Source organism: Spiroplasma endosymbiont of Notiophilus biguttatus (assembly GCF_964030985.1).
Lineage (GTDB): Bacteria > Bacillota_I > Bacilli_A > Mycoplasmatales > VBWQ01 > Spiroplasma_E > Spiroplasma_E ixodetis_A.
On the sequence record NZ_OZ034993.1, the window covers coordinates 1,087,000 to 1,102,876 of the forward strand.

Below are 15,877 nucleotides of genomic sequence, written 5' to 3' on the forward strand. Positions count from 1 at the left end.
ATTTTATTTTTTAATTCTTCTTTTTAAAAAAATATTTTTATTTGTTAAATTATTAAACTTATTATTCTTTATTAAAATATCTTCAATTGAACGAATATTTCGTAAAGCAGTAGTATCAACCATACCATACTCAGCACCAATACTATGATATGTACGATTTTCATATAAATATCTTAAACTCATTACTAGTCGATCTTCTATTGACATTTTATATGGCCTTCCACCAATAGTAGTTTTGAGTTTTTGATGTTCTAATAAAATATTTAAAATTTCGTTAAAAACGAGTTTATTAATACCCACTATTTTACGAAAATATTGATCAGATTTATCTTTTAATTCAAAATATGTCATAAAGTTTATCCTTAACTATTCAAATTTTATTTTAATAATAACAAAAAAATAAAAAGTTAACTAGTTATGCAGTAAGTCTATTCTATTAAATAAGTGAAAAAGCATATAGTTTAATTCTTTTGGTTTATGAAAGTGTTTTTTAAAAATATTATTGTTTCATCAATAGTTGCCATTAGCATTACTGCTTGTTTGGTATTAATGCTATTATTTTGTAATGGTATACGAACAAGTGTTGGTAATTGGCTAACAAACATGTAGTCTTCTAAAGATTTTTCTTTTTGTGTGTAATAGAAAATTTGAAAAGCACTAATTTTAGCACCAATTGTTTTAATAGCATTTTTTACTGCTGTAACTTGTGAATTAAGCATATTTTTGATTAATAAGGTAATGAAGATGGTAATTGTTCCAATTGGTAAAATAATTGATAAAATTAAGTCCAAGTTAACATTAAATTTTTGAGCAAATATTGATTTTAATAAAGTATAACCATTTTGGAATAAAATAACAGATAAAAATAAAGCAAAGTTTGGTGTTTTTCATCATTTATGTATAATTAATATTTCTGTTTTAATTTTTAAAATATATCAAAAGAAATAAGAAGTTAATACCAAGATAACACCATAAATTAATACAATGATACTTGTTAGAAAATTGAAAAAACTAAAAACAATAGCTAAATTAACTGTAAAACCTAGATACATTTTAATATCATAAATTGGATAATCATTTGCGAATTGAGTTGTTAAACCATATTTTCTTTGAAATGCTCGACGACAATAAAGTTTAATAATGATAATAATATAAAAAAGTAAAGCGATTAAAGCGATTAAAATTGTAATAAAGATATATGAATAAGCAGTATTAATGCTATTTAAACGTTGTGTTCATGCACTTCCTCAGTCACTTATTGGTGCATCATCATGTTTAGTAAAAATAAATGACATTAATGAAAAATCAATTAATGGATAATAAATATCCATTAATTTTTTATAGAAAGGAGTTTTGTCACTTTCTTGTTTTGCATTAGCAATTTGTTCTAGTAGTTCTTTAACATTATTTTCTTTATCAATTCTTGTTCTTTCATTTAAAAATAAGACTAATGCAGTAATTAGTAATGTAATAAATATTATTCAAAAAAATAATAAAACAAAATATTGCCCTCCCAAAAAATTATGCGGTCGTAATTTTTTAAATTGAATTTTTTGTATTTCCAAAATTTATTCCTCCCCAAAAAATATTTTTTAAAATCGCTTACTTAAATTATAACAATAATTAAAAATTCACTAATTGTTAGATTAAATTTAAAAATTAATTATATAATTAATTTAAAATATTATTAGACTTACTGCATAACGTTTTTAAGTTTTAATGATAAATTATAAAATCCTGCAATTAAATTAAATCTTAAAAATATTCGTTTTCTGGCTTTTCTAAATTTATAACCAATAATCTTAAAACATTTTAAAAATGCAAAAACATGTTCAATTTTTCTACGAGTTTTATTAATAATCTTATTAAAGATTTTGGTTTTATTTGTTTTAGGATTATTTTTGCTAATTTTAATGGGTAAAAATGTATTAGCATGAATTTTTTGTAAACCTTGATAACCTTTATCTGCAAGAATTATAGTTTCTGGTAAAAACTTTAACTTTGAATTCTTAAAAGTTTTAAAATCATGATTTTTACCAATATCAGAAAAAATATTTAAAATTTCATTAGTATTTGCATTAATTACGGTTTGAAACTTAACAGTATGCATTCATTTTTTACCAGAAAATCAATCTTTTTGGTTATATTTTGGTCGTTCTGTTTCTACCTCTGTTACATCAATTATCAAAATTTTATTTTTTAATTCTTCTTTTTAAAAAAATATTTTTATTTGTTAAATTATTAAACTTATTATTCTTTATTAAAATATCTTCAATTGAACGAATATTTCGTAAAGCAGTAGTATCAACCATACCATACTCAGCACCAATACTATGATATGTACGATTTTCATATAAATATCTTAAACTCATTACTAGTCGATCTTCTATTGACATTTTATATGGCCTTCCACCAATAGTAGTTTTGAGTTTTTGATGTTCTAATAAAATATTTAAAATTTCGTTAAAAACGAGTTTATTAATACCCACTATTTTACGAAAATATTGATCAGATTTATCTTTTAATTCAAAATATGTCATAAAGTTTATCCTTAACTATTCAAATTTTATTTTAATAATAACAAAAAAATAAAAAGTTAACTAGTTATGCAGTAAGTCTATTTATGTTTAAGGAGAAAACTATGAAAATTCAAATGGTATCAGTCACTTAAGTTTACCAATTAATATTTTCAATCTGTAATATAATTAAAAATAATTAATACAGAAGGAGAAATTATGAATTATAAAGTTTATTCAAAAGAAACAAAATTAGCCGTTGTTAATGAGTATTTAGTTGATAAAAAACTAAAAATACATGAAATTCAAGTCAAATATAAATTATCAACTCCAGTATTAATTTATAATTGGGTTAACCAATATCAAATTAAAGGTGAAAATGCATTCACCAAAATTTCTAAATCCCAAACTTCTCACAGGATCGATAAGAAAGATATTGAAATTAAACTATTAAACAAAGAAATTGATAAACTTAGAAAACAAGCTTTAAAAGATGAGGTTGAAAAAGAACTTTTAAAGGAGCAATTAGCCTGTGAAAAGAAATTAACAAGGGGAAAAAATAGTAAATTATTAAAATATAAGTGTTTTTTAATAGTAGAAAAATATAAGCAAAAAGGTCATCAATTAAATAAAATTATTGTTTACATAGCTATTAGCAAAACAGCATACTATTTATGAGTAAAAAAAGGTAAAAAGCAATATCAATCAAAAATTAATGATAATTTGATACAAGCAATAAACAAAATAGTTCTCATTAAAAATGAAAAAAAGTACATTAATATCACTAGTTTTGAAAAAGTAAGATTAGAGTTAAAAATAAAAAATAAAGGTCTTAAATGCAGTAAAACAAGCATAAAACAAATATTAAAAGATAATAATATTAAATTATTATTAGAACCTAAATCAACAAATAGAGTAGTAGAAAATAGTGATTTAAAAAATAATAAAGATTTATTAAAACGTAATTTTTCAAGTAATAACTTTCTTGAAAAAGTTGGTATGGATGGCACATGATTTAAAAATATAATTATTGGTGATAAAAAAAGAAAATTATTAGTTGTTTTTGCTACTGATATGTACAGTAATTCAATTGTTGGCTGAAAAATAAACAAAAGTGAAAATGCCAAAACTGTGTTAAATGTGGTTAATCAAATAGAATTAGCGAGTGCTAAACAATGTAATTTTACGACTATTCAATCAGATTTAGGTTCTGCTAATACAAGCGAAATTGTTAGTAAAGTTTTTAATACAAGTACTAATCTAATTCACTCAAAAAGTCTATCAGGTTTTAAAGGTAATCAAGTTAGTGAATGTTTAAATCGTTGAATTAAAAGAGATTTTAAAATGATGTTTGGTAGCACTTTTGAAAGTATGGAAAGTTTTAATAAAATATTAGACTTACTGCATAACGTTTTTAAGTTTTAATGATAAATTATAAAATCCTGCAATTAAATTAAATCTTAAAAATATTCGTTTTCTGGCTTTTCTAAATTTATAACCAATAATCTTAAAACATTTTAAAAATGCAAAAACATGTTCAATTTTTCTACGAGTTTTATTAATAATCTTATTAAAGATTTTGGTTTTATTTGTTTTAGGATTATTTTTGCTAATTTTAATGGGTAAAAATGTATTAGCATGAATTTTTTGTAAACCTTGATAACCTTTATCTGCAAGAATTATAGTTTCTGGTAAAAACTTTAACTTTGAATTCTTAAAAGTTTTAAAATCATGATTTTTACCAATATCAGAAAAAATATTTAAAATTTCATTAGTATTTGCATTAATTACGGTTTGAAACTTAACAGTATGCATTCATTTTTTACCAGAAAATCAATCTTTTTGGTTATATTTTGGTCGTTCTGTTTCTACCTCTGTTACATCAATTATCAAAATTTTATTTTTTAATTCTTCTTTTTAAAAAAATATTTTTATTTGTTAAATTATTAAACTTATTATTCTTTATTAAAATATCTTCAATTGAACGAATATTTCGTAAAGCAGTAGTATCAACCATACCATACTCAGCACCAATACTATGATATGTACGATTTTCATATAAATATCTTAAACTCATTACTAGTCGATCTTCTATTGACATTTTATATGGCCTTCCACCAATAGTAGTTTTGAGTTTTTGATGTTCTAATAAAATATTTAAAATTTCGTTAAAAACGAGTTTATTAATACCCACTATTTTACGAAAATATTGATCAGATTTATCTTTTAATTCAAAATATGTCATAAAGTTTATCCTTAACTATTCAAATTTTATTTTAATAATAACAAAAAAATAAAAAGTTAACTAGTTATGCAGTAAGTCTATTATTATTTCTGAAAACTATAATTAGATATTAGTAAAATAAAATCTAATTAAAGGTGATTGAAAATGAATATTTTAGACATAATAAATAAATTTCCAAACCAAGAATCTTGTATAAAATTTTTAGAAGAAATAAGATGAAATAACAAACCAAAATGTCTTTTTTTGTTTTAGTGAAAAAGTTAACTCTGTTTTAAAAGAGTCGCGTTATAAATGCAAAAAATGTCATAAGTCTTTTAGTGTAACTGCTCAAACTATTTTTCATCATACACGTGTACCACTTCAAAAGTGATTTATTTTAATAGTATTAATGGCTAATGCTAAAAAAAGTTTATCATCATCTCAAGCTTCAAGAGACTTAAATTTACGTTTAGCAACTGTATGAAAAATGATGCATAAAATTAGAAAGGAATGGCTAATGATGAGATTAAATTATTAGCAAAAATATTAGAGATGGATGAAACATATGTGGGTGGAAAACCGCGTAAATATAATGATGTTGATAATAAAAATAACTCATTACGTGGTAGAGGAACTAGTAAAGAGTGTGTTGTTGGCATTATTGAACGAAATGGTAATGTTAAATTATTTCATGCAAAAAATAAAAGTATTAAATCTGAAGATTTAATGAAAATAGTTAAAGAAAATGTTGATATTAACAATTCTATTCTTTTTACTGATGAATATCGTGGATATTATAAAATGAATAAAATTTTACCACATGAACAAGTTAATCACAAAAAATATTTTTCTTATAATGGTATTCATACAAATACAATAGAAAGTTTTTGAGCAATATTAAAAAGAGGTTTTATCGGCCAATTTCATTGAGTTTCAAAAAAATGACTCCAATCTTATTTAAATGAATTTTGTTTTAAATATAATAACCGTAAAGAAAAAATCACATTTAAAAATATCATAATTAAATTATTTATTAAGAATTAAGTGTTAACCAATAAGCGTAAAATTCCGTTATTATTTTCAAATTTGAAGTAAAAATAATGGTAAAGAACCTAGCATATGACAATTAATTTAAAAAAATTAGTTAGAAAAGTTCGTATCAATAATCATCGAAAAGAAAAAACCAGTTTTTGTATAATTGATTCACAAAGTGTTAAAAATACAGATACTACTAAAAACAAAGGTTATGATGCTGGTAAAAAGATTTCAGGAATAAAACGTCATATTGCTGTTGATTCTCAAGATTTACCACATGCAATTTACGTAACTACAGCAGAAAAAAAGATCGTAATAGTGCTATAATAATGATTCAAAATGAAAAAGAAAATCTTTCTACAGTTCAAAAAATAATAGTAGATGCTGGTTATACTGGTGAAAAATTTGCTTCTGCAATCAAAACAATTATAAATGCGAATGTTGAAGTTGTAAAACGTAATGAATTACATTCTTTTGTAGTATTACCAAAAAGATGAGTTGTAGAGCGAAGTTTTGCTTGATTAGAAAAATGTAGAAGATTATGAAAAAATTGTGAAAGAAAATTAAATACTAGTTTACAAATGGTTGTTCTTTCCTTTATTTCAATTTTATTAAAAAGATTCTAAACAGGTTCTAAGATTTATGTAATATATTTTAATATTAAACACAGCATTACAATTTCAAAACTAGGTATCTTGTTGAATTTATATGCAACTTCTTTGGCATATAAATAAACATAATGTTTTGCAACTTTGATATGTGTTTTAAATGTTCTTCTTATATGTTTTCAAACTGATTCAATTTGATTGGTATTTACACCAGTTTTTGAAACATAACCATCTTGATGGTTAACTGTTTTATGTTTTGGGAAAACCAATTTGAAATCGCAATATCCTTTTCAATCATCAGTATATACATGACATTTTGAAGAAATGTGGCTTCTTGCAAAATTCAAAAGACTTTTACTCTTTGCATTTTTCAATACTTTCACAATTAAATTATTAGTTGTTTTTTCATAAATGCCAATAATCAATGTTTTATTTTTCAAGGATCTTCCTTGTTTTTTAAAAGCCATATGTGAAAGATACATTTCATCAATTTGCACTGTGCCTTCAACAATAAATTGAGGTTCTTGTTTTGCAATACGTGTTCTAATTTTATGACCCATTCTCCATGCTGTTTTTAAGGTCACTCCCAATTCTTTTGAAACATCAGTTGACGGAATTCCATCTTTGGTGTTTATTTATCTAAAGATGAGGTAAAATCATGATCTTAAAGATGTTTGTGACCTTGAAAATATGGTACCGGTGAGAATACTAAATGTTTGATTACATTTCAAACATCTTATTCTTTTTAAATCAGAAGTATTCAAATTAAAACTAGAACACCTAATACATTTGTTTTCTTTCAAATTTGCTATATATGCAAGACATTGCTGTTCAGTTTGAAAAGCATTGTTGAACTCATTCAGTTTCATTGTTCCCTCCACAAGTACATGTGGGGAGAAGTCCGATAATTAATTATAAAAATCAAATTTTAAAGTTAAAAAAACAAAAAATTAATAAAGTTAAAAATTTTTTTATTAAAATTTTTTCATTTGGAAAAATCAATATAAATCAAAATATTAATAATTTAATTCGACAAGAAGAGGAAAATTGTGAATTATTAAAAGGGCATAAGTCACTTAAGTTTACCAATTAATATTTTCAATCTGTAATATAATTAAAAATAATTAATACAGAAGGAGAAATTATGAATTATAAAGTTTATTCAAAAGAAACAAAATTAGCCGTTGTTAATGAGTATTTAGTTGATAAAAAACTAAAAATACATGAAATTCAAGTCAAATATAAATTATCAACTCCAGTATTAATTTATAATTGGGTTAACCAATATCAAATTAAAGGTGAAAATGCATTCACCAAAATTTCTAAATCCCAAACTTCTCACAGGATCGATAAGAAAGATATTGAAATTAAACTATTAAACAAAGAAATTGATAAACTTAGAAAACAAGCTTTAAAAGATGAGGTTGAAAAAGAACTTTTAAAGGAGCAATTAGCCTGTGAAAAGAAATTAACAAGGGGAAAAAATAGTAAATTATTAAAATATAAGTGTTTTTTAATAGTAGAAAAATATAAGCAAAAAGGTCATCAATTAAATAAAATTATTGTTTACATAGCTATTAGCAAAACAGCATACTATTTATGAGTAAAAAAAGGTAAAAAGCAATATCAATCAAAAATTAATGATAATTTGATACAAGCAATAAACAAAATAGTTCTCATTAAAAATAGACTTACTGCATAACGTTTTTAAGTTTTAATGATAAATTATAAAATCCTGCAATTAAATTAAATCTTAAAAATATTCGTTTTCTGGCTTTTCTAAATTTATAACCAATAATCTTAAAACATTTTAAAAATGCAAAAACATGTTCAATTTTTCTACGAGTTTTATTAATAATCTTATTAAAGATTTTGGTTTTATTTGTTTTAGGATTATTTTTGCTAATTTTAATGGGTAAAAATGTATTAGCATGAATTTTTTGTAAACCTTGATAACCTTTATCTGCAAGAATTATAGTTTCTGGTAAAAACTTTAACTTTGAATTCTTAAAAGTTTTAAAATCATGATTTTTACCAATATCAGAAAAAATATTTAAAATTTCATTAGTATTTGCATTAATTACGGTTTGAAACTTAACAGTATGCATTCATTTTTTACCAGAAAATCAATCTTTTTGGTTATATTTTGGTCGTTCTGTTTCTACCTCTGTTACATCAATTATCAAAATTTTATTTTTTAATTCTTCTTTTTAAAAAAATATTTTTATTTGTTAAATTATTAAACTTATTATTCTTTATTAAAATATCTTCAATTGAACGAATATTTCGTAAAGCAGTAGTATCAACCATACCATACTCAGCACCAATACTATGATATGTACGATTTTCATATAAATATCTTAAACTCATTACTAGTCGATCTTCTATTGACATTTTATATGGCCTTCCACCAATAGTAGTTTTGAGTTTTTGATGTTCTAATAAAATATTTAAAATTTCGTTAAAAACGAGTTTATTAATACCCACTATTTTACGAAAATATTGATCAGATTTATCTTTTAATTCAAAATATGTCATAAAGTTTATCCTTAACTATTCAAATTTTATTTTAATAATAACAAAAAAATAAAAAGTTAACTAGTTATGCAGTAAGTCTATTAGAAAAATTTGTTAGATATTGAAACAATGATAGAATAGTTATTAGATTGAAAATGCCTCCAAATCAATTTGTACAGATTTGAAGACAAGAAAGTAAACTTATCTAACCAATGCCACCCACTATTTTACAAAAATATTGATCAGATTTATCTTTTAATTCAAAATATGTCATAAAGTTTATCCTTAACTATTCAAATTTTATTTTAATAATAACAAAAAAATAAAAAGTTAACTAGTTATGCAGTAAGTCTATTAGAAAAAAAGTTTTTGTTAATGAGCAAAAGGTTCCTTTTGAAGAAGAAATTGATGAATTTGAAGATGTATCGATTCACTTTTTAGTTTTTGATGATAATAATAAACCGATAGCTACTAGTAGAATGCGAAAAGTTGAAGATAATGTAAAGATTGAAAGAGTGTGTATATTGCAAGAATATCGTAAATTAGGTATTGGTAAAAAATTAATGGAATTTATGGAAAAAGTTGCAATTAAAAATCAATTTAAAGTTATATCTCTTCATGCACAAATTCAAGCACTAAATTTTTATAAAAATTTAGGTTATAAAGTTTGTTCTGAAATATTTTTAGACGCTGGAATTAAACATTGTAAAATGGAGAAAAAAATATATAATGAAAGTAAATTTTAAAGAATAATATTTTAAATACATTGTTTTTTAAAAACAATGAAAGGAAAAGAATATGTTTGAGTGAGTTAGGGAAATATTTGGAATAAATATAAATACTAATAACAAAGAAGCAAAAATGATAGATGCTATTAAAAATAAAAAGTTAGATGTAGTTAATAAAATATTAAAAGATGATATTAATATTGATTATATTGATACAAATGGTTATACGCCTTTAATGTGAGCTGCTGAAAAAGGTTATCTAGAAATAGTTAATGTTTTATTAGCACATAATGCTAATGTTAATTACATATCTGTAAATGGTAATACTGCCTTAATCTTAGCTACTAAAAAAAATTATACAAAAATAATTAATCTTTTATTAGAACATAATGTTAATGTTAGTTGTGAGGATCAATTTGGTAATACTGCTTTAATTTTAAGTGCTGAAAATGGAAATTTGGAAATAGTTAAAACTTTATTAACACATAATGTTAATGTTAATCATGAAAATCGATATGGCGAAACTGCTTTAATTGCTGCTGCAGGTAAAGGTCATTTAGAAATAGTTAATGATTTACTAGCAAATGGCACTAATATTAATCATGTCTCTATAAATGGTAATACTGCTTTAATATTAGCAATTAAATCTAATTATTTAGAAATAGTTAATGCCTTATTAACAAATTATCCTAATGTTAATAGAAAAAATATGTTTGGTTATACGCCTTTAATGTGAGCTGCGAGGAATGGTCATTTAAAAATAGTCAGAACTTTATTAGAATTGGGAGCTAATGTTAATTGTATAAATGAAAATGGTTATACGCCTTTAATGTGAGCTGCGAGGAATGGTCATTTAGAAATAGTTAATTTGTTATTAAATAAAGGTGCAAATGTTCATTCTATAACAAAAATTTGTGGTTATACTGCTTTAATTGCTGCTGCAGGTAAAGGTCATTTAGAAATAGTTAATACTTTAATAAAAAATGGAAATAATGTTAATCATGTAGCTATGAATGGTTTGAGCGCCTTAATATGAGCAGCACAAAATGGTCATTTAGAAATAGTTAATATTTTAATCAAAAATGGAGCTAATGTTAATCATGAAAATATAATTGAAGAAACCGCTTTAATTGTTGCTGCTAAAAATGGACATTTGGATATAGTTAAAACTTTATTAATAAATAGTGCAAATGTTAATTGTATAAATGAAAATGGTTATACGCCTTTAATGTGAGCTGCGAGGAATGCTCATTTAGAAATAGTTAAAACTTTATTAGCATATAATGCTAATATTGATGATGTAGATGTAAATGGTAATACTGCTTTATTATTAGCAACCAAATATAATCATTCACAGATAAAAAAGATAATCATTCAAGTAAGTAGTTTAAAAAGAGAAAATTTATTAAATGTTAAAAAAATGATAAATAAAATGAACATTTTTTTTAATAAAAATAAAGAAAGAATTTATTCAAAAAAAATAGAAAGAAAATTTATTAAAATATTGCAAAATTATGAAGATTATATTAATAAAAAAACCAAAAATATTGATGGGCAACTAATTCTTTTTTTAAAAAAAGAATTTATCAACAGTCTAAAATTTGAAGAGGAAAATTATTCATTATTGCATATAGCAGTATTAAATGATTGACAAAAATTAGTAACTTATTTAGTAAAAAAATGACCATTTGATATTGATTATAAAGATAGTTCGGGGAATTCAGCATGAAATCATGCTTGTATGTTACTAAAAAAAGAAACTGCTGTAGCAATTAAATTAAAAGATCAAGTAAATGAAGAAGATAGAATATTTTTAGAAAAAAATATTGATTTATTATCAAGAAAAGAATCTTGTTTTATTAAACCTTTAAACAAAAAAGATAAAAATGCTAATAAAAATAGATTAAATATTATAAATTATTATTATGATATTGATGAAGTTGCTATTGATGCTTTTGATTATTTTAAAAATAACATAAATTTAGTTGAAGATGATAATAATTTTTTAACAATTAATAATAAACAAACTTTACAAATATAAAGATAATTTTTATCTAATTATATATATTAAATTTATACAATTAATTAAGTAAACACTCAAATGATAATAAAATAATAATTAATGCAATATAACAAAAATTATATATAATAGGTATAGTAAAAAAGATTTAAAGATTAAGGAGAAAAATATGAATATTATAAAAGCGGTATTAAGATTAATGTCAACAGTTGCCTTAACTACAGTTAGCACAAGTTCAGTTATCGCATGTGATAATCAAGATTTCGAAGAAAATTTATTAAATGCAAAAGTTTCACAAAATTTAAAATTGACTAATGCTACTGGCGAAGGATTATTAATGCCTATTATTAATGTTGATGAAAATGATAAATCACAAGTAACTTGAAAAATCAATACAACTAATATTAAGGTAATAAATTTGGTTAAAAATGATAAAAGAGCTAAAGATGAAGAAAGTTTTCAATTTTTAAAAAATGTCTTAAATATTAAAATTGATAGTGGTACAAAATTAGAAGATGCTATTTTTAATGAAACAGAATTAAATAATGTAACTACTATTATTTCAAATATTAATGTTGATTTAAATCCAGTAACAGGGAAAAATGATTTTTATATTGTAAAAGGTTCATATAATATAATGTTTACAAATGGTGTTACAAAAACTGATAAATATAAAGTAGTTACAAAAACAAATCCAAATGGAGTAGTTGGTCATGATATTTTTTCAATTAAAAAAACAGATTTTAATAGTAATTTTCAAAGTGAATTTAAAGTAGGTCAATCAGTAAGTAAATTTCAAATTAAGAGTGATTTGACTTCAATGTTAGATAATTCTAAAGATAATGTTAAAATAATCTTTGGAATCCAAAAATTATTAAATAAAGGATCATTAAAATTGTTAGTAACAAAAAATGATAAATTAACAGGTAATTTTATAGCCAATGATAAAATTACAGTTAGATTTAAAATCGGTGAATTTATGATTTTTGTAGCAGAAGAATTAATAGTTAATCCTTAATAATAACACAATATAAATACATACTCGATGCTAATTATTTTAATAAAATATATCAAAAAAATAAAAAATAGTTTTAAAAACTATTTTTTATTTAATATAACAGGAATAATTAAAGGATTTCTTCTTTTCTTTTTAAATATATAAGGTGCTAATGTTGATTTGATAGCATTTTTTATTGTCGCAAAAGTAGGTCTTTCACTTTTTAATACTTCATTAATAGCTTTTGTTAGTAATGATATTGCTTCAGATACTAAAGGTGCTGCATCGCGAACATAGAAAGAACCGCGAGAAATAAACGTTGGTGGTGCTAATAATTTATTATTTTGTGAATCAATAGAAACAACAATTGCAATTAAACCATCTTTAGAAAGAATTTGTCTATCACGAATTACTGCAGCAGTTGTTACTCCAGACATATCTTTTCCACCATCAACATAAATAGGATCAGCAACAATGCGTTTATCACTTAAAGAACATTTACCATTATCCATAATAATTGGATCACCGTTAGCACAAATAAATATATTTTCTTCAGGGATTCCGATTGATACAGCTGTTTCTTTATGAACTTTTAACATTCGATAATCACCATGCATTGGCATAAAGTATGATGGTTTAATTAAATTTAACATTAGTTTTTGTTCTTCTTGTGAAGCATGACCAGAAGTATGTAATCAATTTAATGGTGAATTTTCTTCAACAATCGCACTAAGTCGTGTTAGTTTATTAACTACTCTTTCAACGTCAGCACGGTTACCGGGAATTGCCGATGAAGAGAATATTACTGTATCACCAGGTATAATTTTTATTTGACGATGTTCGCGATTAGCAATTCTTGATAACGCTGCCATTGGTTCACCTTGGGAACCCGTACAAATAATAACAATTTGATTATTATCATATTTTTTAGCTTCTTCTGCTTTAATAAATGAACTATCACGAACTTTTAAATGCCCCATTTGACGAATAACATTAACTATTCTTTCTAAACTTCTTCCAACAACTACTACTTTTCTATTATGTTTTGTTGCAACTTCAATAATTTGTTGTAAACGGTGTACATTAGAAGCAAAAGTAGAAATTAAAATTCTGCCCTTCGCTTTAGCAAATATTTCACTAATTCTTTTAACAACAAGCATTTCTGTCATTGTATAACCGGGTACTTCAGCATTCGTTGAATCTGCTAAAAATAATGTTACTCCTTTTTGACCCATTTGTGCCATTTTATCAATATCTGCTTTATGACCTAAAGGTGTTCAATCAAATTTATAATCACCTGTTGTAACAACAGTTCCATTTGAATTTTCTACACAAATTCCATATGCATCAGGAATTGAATGATTAACAGCAAAGAAGCTAATAATAAATCTGTTAATTTTAATTTTACTATTACCATCAACAATATTTATTTTTATTTTTGATTTTATTCCTTTGTCTTTAATTTTATGACGAATTAAAGCTGCTGCTAAATTAGGAGCGTAAATAGCTGGAATATCACTAATTTCTTTTAATAAGTATGGTATACCACCAATATGATCTTCATGACCATGAGTAATAAATATTCCTTTAATTTTATGTTTATTTTCTTTTAGGTAACTATAATCAGGAATTACTGCTTCAATTCCTGGCATAGAAGCATCAGCAAATTTTACTCCAGCATCAATAATAATAATTTCATTATCTTGTTCAATTACATAAGTATTTTTTCCAACTTCTTCTAGCCCACCAAGCGCAAAGATTTTAGTGACGAACTTTTTAACTGGCATAGTATTTTTTGTGGGTGTATCACTCATATTTTTTCTCCTTCATTCATTTTAAAATTATAAAGAAATAACATAAAACATAACATAAAAAAAGTAATTAATTTAATCATGTTTTTACTTATTACTTATTTGGTATATTATATTTAACTATAATAAAGCAATTTAAAAACTTAAGTTTATCATTCTACTTTATATCATAATCCATTTATCATCATTAAGTCAAGGATTATCCTTATTAATGTGATGATAAAAGAGTTTTCCTTCTAAATGGTCTTGCTCATGTTGAAAAACAATTGCTTCATAACCTCTAACAGTTAAAATTACTTTCTTCTTTTTTAAATAGTCATAACCTGTAACGTTGATTTTATAACTACGTGGAACTAAACCTTCATGAGGGTGATTAGTTACACTTAAACAACCTTCACCTTTTTTTAAATAAGCTATTTGTTCGCTTTTACCGATGATTTTTGGATTTATTAATGCATGTTCATAGTAAATAATTTTTTCATTTTTATTAGGAATTGGTAATAAAATATAATACATTTTTATATTTTCTCCAATTTGTGGTGCAGCAATACCAATAGCTTCGGTTAAAGTGTTGTTAGCATTAAATTCTTTATCTTGTGATGCTTTTACTCAATCAATCATACGTTTCATAATATTTTCATCTTTAGGTGTTAAGGGTAAAATAACATCAGCACAAGGTCTTAATAAACTAGGTTTTGTATCTTCAGTAATTCAAGATGCTGATGGTACTTCGTTTTGTAATTTTTTTAACATTGCAGATCCTTTCATCAGTTTGTAATAAATAATAAATTAAACTAACTTGCTTTTATCAAATTTAATGATAAAGTTATTATAAACTAAATTTTGGAGAAAACATGAAAATTATTGCTGGAAAATTAAAAGGAAAAAAAATAATTACTTTAGAAGGTTTATCAACAAGACCAACGTTAAATCGAATTAAAGAAAATATTTTTAATATTATGTTAAATTATTGTAGTTTTGAAGATAAAATTGTTGTTGATTTATTTGCTGGAAGCGGTAATTTAATTCTTGAAAGTTTATCACGAGGGGCAAAATTTGCTTTTGCAAATGATATTAACAAAGCTGCTTGTAATATTATTAATCAAAATTGTCTTGCTTGTAATTTACAAGAGCAAGTAAAATTAAGTAATTTGGATTATCAAATTTTTAGTAAAACACTAGTACAACAATGTGATATTGTTTTTATTGATCCACCGTTTGCAAATATTACTTGTCAACAGTGAATTATTGATTTTTTTTATAAAAAAAATTTACTTGCTAATAATGCTTTAATTGTTTTAGAAACAAATGTACCACTTGAAAATTTACAATTAAATTTCCATTTTAAAGTAGTATCTAATAAAAAATACGGTAATATATATATTAAAATAATTCAATTTTATGAAAAATAGAAGGTAGAA

The 15,877-nt window shown here is 23.5% G+C and carries 20 protein-coding genes and 1 pseudogene; 9 read left to right on the top strand and 12 right to left on the bottom strand.

The window, feature by feature from the left end; translation table 4 throughout:
* Window positions 1-3: 3 nt before the first annotated feature.
* The 4 genes from AAHM85_RS06565 to AAHM85_RS06580 form a co-directional block, all read right to left on the bottom strand.
* Window positions 4-351, bottom strand: coding sequence for a transposase family protein (locus tag AAHM85_RS06565; RefSeq protein WP_342260488.1), 348 nt, complete (start codon window positions 349-351; stop codon window positions 4-6).
* A gap of 110 nt (window positions 352-461) precedes the next feature.
* Complete coding sequence (locus AAHM85_RS06570; protein ID WP_342261445.1) at window positions 462-1,565, bottom strand: hypothetical protein; 1,104 nt, start codon at window positions 1,563-1,565, stop codon at window positions 462-464.
* A 128-nt stretch (window positions 1,566-1,693) separates the two neighbouring features.
* On the bottom strand, window positions 1,694-2,188 hold the full coding sequence (locus AAHM85_RS06575) for a transposase family protein (protein WP_342260487.1): 495 nt from the start codon (window positions 2,186-2,188) through the stop codon (window positions 1,694-1,696).
* Window positions 2,189-2,192: 4 nt separating this feature from the next.
* Complete coding sequence (locus tag AAHM85_RS06580) at window positions 2,193-2,540, bottom strand: transposase family protein (RefSeq protein WP_342260488.1); 348 nt, start codon at window positions 2,538-2,540, stop codon at window positions 2,193-2,195.
* Window positions 2,541-2,735: 195 nt separating this feature from the next.
* Between AAHM85_RS06580 and AAHM85_RS06585 the strand changes: the two genes are divergently transcribed.
* Window positions 2,736-3,941: a hypothetical protein gene (locus AAHM85_RS06585; RefSeq protein WP_342261446.1), complete on the top strand. Its 1,206-nt coding sequence runs from the start codon at window positions 2,736-2,738 to the stop codon at window positions 3,939-3,941.
* Here the strand turns inward: AAHM85_RS06585 and AAHM85_RS06590 are convergent.
* Window positions 3,915-4,409, bottom strand: coding sequence for a transposase family protein (locus AAHM85_RS06590; protein WP_342260487.1), 495 nt, complete (start codon window positions 4,407-4,409; stop codon window positions 3,915-3,917). The two genes, AAHM85_RS06585 and AAHM85_RS06590, sit on opposite strands and share 27 nt — an antisense overlap.
* Window positions 4,410-4,413: 4 nt before the next feature.
* The gene (locus tag AAHM85_RS06595; RefSeq protein ID WP_342260488.1) at window positions 4,414-4,761 is read right to left on the bottom strand and encodes a transposase family protein; all 348 of its coding nucleotides are present in this window, start codon (window positions 4,759-4,761) and stop codon (window positions 4,414-4,416) included.
* Window positions 4,762-5,149: 388 nt separating this feature from the next.
* Here AAHM85_RS06595 and AAHM85_RS06600 point away from each other — a divergent pair, with 388 nt between their 5' ends.
* From AAHM85_RS06600 to AAHM85_RS06610, 3 genes and pseudogenes are all read left to right on the top strand, one after another.
* The gene (locus tag AAHM85_RS06600; RefSeq protein ID WP_342261447.1) at window positions 5,150-5,278 is read left to right on the top strand and encodes a hypothetical protein; all 129 of its coding nucleotides are present in this window, start codon (window positions 5,150-5,152) and stop codon (window positions 5,276-5,278) included.
* Entirely contained in the window at window positions 5,251-5,784 is a 534-nt protein-coding gene (locus tag AAHM85_RS06605; protein ID WP_342261448.1) for an IS1595 family transposase, read from the top strand. The genes AAHM85_RS06600 and AAHM85_RS06605 overlap by 28 nt, the downstream gene beginning before the upstream one ends.
* 31 nt (window positions 5,785-5,815) lie before the next feature.
* Window positions 5,816-6,401: pseudogene (locus tag AAHM85_RS06610) on the top strand (IS5 family transposase); the annotation flags it as partial.
* Between the two features lie 14 nt (window positions 6,402-6,415).
* Here AAHM85_RS06610 and AAHM85_RS06615 read toward each other — a convergent pair.
* Both AAHM85_RS06615 and AAHM85_RS06620 read right to left on the bottom strand, forming a co-directional pair.
* Complete coding sequence (locus tag AAHM85_RS06615; RefSeq protein WP_342261698.1) at window positions 6,416-7,018, bottom strand: IS1595 family transposase; 603 nt, start codon at window positions 7,016-7,018, stop codon at window positions 6,416-6,418.
* Window positions 7,019-7,264: a hypothetical protein gene (locus tag AAHM85_RS06620; RefSeq protein WP_342261313.1), complete on the bottom strand. Its 246-nt coding sequence runs from the start codon at window positions 7,262-7,264 to the stop codon at window positions 7,019-7,021. It lies immediately after the preceding gene.
* Between the two features lie 263 nt (window positions 7,265-7,527).
* Between AAHM85_RS06620 and AAHM85_RS06625 the strand changes: the two genes are divergently transcribed.
* Window positions 7,528-8,085, top strand: coding sequence for a transposase (locus AAHM85_RS06625; protein ID WP_342261314.1), 558 nt, complete (start codon window positions 7,528-7,530; stop codon window positions 8,083-8,085).
* Here the strand turns inward: AAHM85_RS06625 and AAHM85_RS06630 are convergent.
* Together AAHM85_RS06630 and AAHM85_RS06635 are read right to left on the bottom strand one after the other, a co-directional pair.
* Window positions 8,075-8,569: a transposase family protein gene (locus tag AAHM85_RS06630; RefSeq protein ID WP_342260487.1), complete on the bottom strand. Its 495-nt coding sequence runs from the start codon at window positions 8,567-8,569 to the stop codon at window positions 8,075-8,077. The two genes, AAHM85_RS06625 and AAHM85_RS06630, sit on opposite strands and share 11 nt — an antisense overlap.
* A gap of 4 nt (window positions 8,570-8,573) precedes the next feature.
* Window positions 8,574-8,921 (bottom strand): transposase family protein, encoded by a 348-nt coding sequence (locus AAHM85_RS06635; protein ID WP_342260488.1) that lies wholly within the window; start codon window positions 8,919-8,921, stop codon window positions 8,574-8,576.
* Window positions 8,922-9,253: 332 nt separating this feature from the next.
* Here AAHM85_RS06635 and AAHM85_RS06640 point away from each other — a divergent pair, with 332 nt between their 5' ends.
* The 3 genes from AAHM85_RS06640 (at window position 9,254) to AAHM85_RS06650 (ending at window position 12,666) form a co-directional block, all read left to right on the top strand.
* Complete coding sequence (locus tag AAHM85_RS06640) at window positions 9,254-9,646, top strand: GNAT family N-acetyltransferase (RefSeq protein WP_342261707.1); 393 nt, start codon at window positions 9,254-9,256, stop codon at window positions 9,644-9,646.
* A 52-nt stretch (window positions 9,647-9,698) separates the two neighbouring features.
* Window positions 9,699-11,669 (top strand): ankyrin repeat domain-containing protein, encoded by a 1,971-nt coding sequence (locus AAHM85_RS06645; protein WP_342261449.1) that lies wholly within the window; start codon window positions 9,699-9,701, stop codon window positions 11,667-11,669.
* Between the two features lie 148 nt (window positions 11,670-11,817).
* Window positions 11,818-12,666 (top strand): hypothetical protein, encoded by an 849-nt coding sequence (locus AAHM85_RS06650; protein ID WP_342261450.1) that lies wholly within the window; start codon window positions 11,818-11,820, stop codon window positions 12,664-12,666.
* An 80-nt stretch (window positions 12,667-12,746) separates the two neighbouring features.
* Here the strand turns inward: AAHM85_RS06650 and AAHM85_RS06655 are convergent, their stop codons facing one another.
* Both AAHM85_RS06655 and def read right to left on the bottom strand, forming a co-directional pair.
* Window positions 12,747-14,459 carry a ribonuclease J gene (locus AAHM85_RS06655; RefSeq protein ID WP_342261451.1) on the bottom strand — a complete coding sequence of 571 codons (1,713 nt, stop codon included), beginning with the start codon at window positions 14,457-14,459 and terminating at the stop codon, window positions 12,747-12,749.
* A 159-nt stretch (window positions 14,460-14,618) separates the two neighbouring features.
* Window positions 14,619-15,209 (bottom strand): peptide deformylase, encoded by a 591-nt coding sequence (gene def / locus AAHM85_RS06660; protein ID WP_342261452.1) that lies wholly within the window; start codon window positions 15,207-15,209, stop codon window positions 14,619-14,621.
* A gap of 101 nt (window positions 15,210-15,310) precedes the next feature.
* Between def and AAHM85_RS06665 the strand changes: the two genes are divergently transcribed.
* Window positions 15,311-15,868, top strand: a complete 558-nt coding sequence (locus AAHM85_RS06665) for an RsmD family RNA methyltransferase (protein WP_342261453.1) — start codon at window positions 15,311-15,313, stop codon at window positions 15,866-15,868.
* The last annotated feature ends 9 nt before the right edge of the window (window positions 15,869-15,877 follow it).